This window comes from Bacillus cereus (assembly GCF_007678085.1).
Taxonomy (GTDB): Bacteria; Bacillota; Bacilli; order Bacillales; family Bacillaceae_G; genus Bacillus_A; species Bacillus_A cereus_BE.
On record NZ_VEDW01000031.1, the window covers coordinates 1 to 314 of the forward strand.

The following is a 314-nucleotide window of genomic DNA, read 5'->3' on the forward strand; positions in this document are numbered from 1 at the left end:
CCAAATGCAGAGTTTACAATCTACAACGAACAAGGGAAAGAAGTAGTAAAAGGGAAAACGGATGAAAAAGGTGTAGCGAAATTTAAACTACCATACGGAAAGTACACGTATAAAGAAACAATAGCGCCGAATGGCTATGTAATAAATGAAGAGACATTTGCATTTGAAATCAAAGAGGATGGAGAAATTATTAAACATATCGTTCAAGATAAGAAAGTAGAAGGTGAATTAGAAATAACGAAAGTAGATATAGCGGATGGAAATACGAAACTGCCAAATGCAGAGTTTACAATCTACAACGAACAAGGGAAAGA

1 protein-coding gene is annotated in these 314 nt (G+C 34.7%); it reads left to right on the forward strand.

Annotated features, from left to right (window positions below; genetic code table 11):
- On the forward strand, positions 1-314 hold a 314-nt coding region (locus tag FS742_RS27205; RefSeq protein WP_186327224.1), incomplete at both ends, for a prealbumin-like fold domain-containing protein.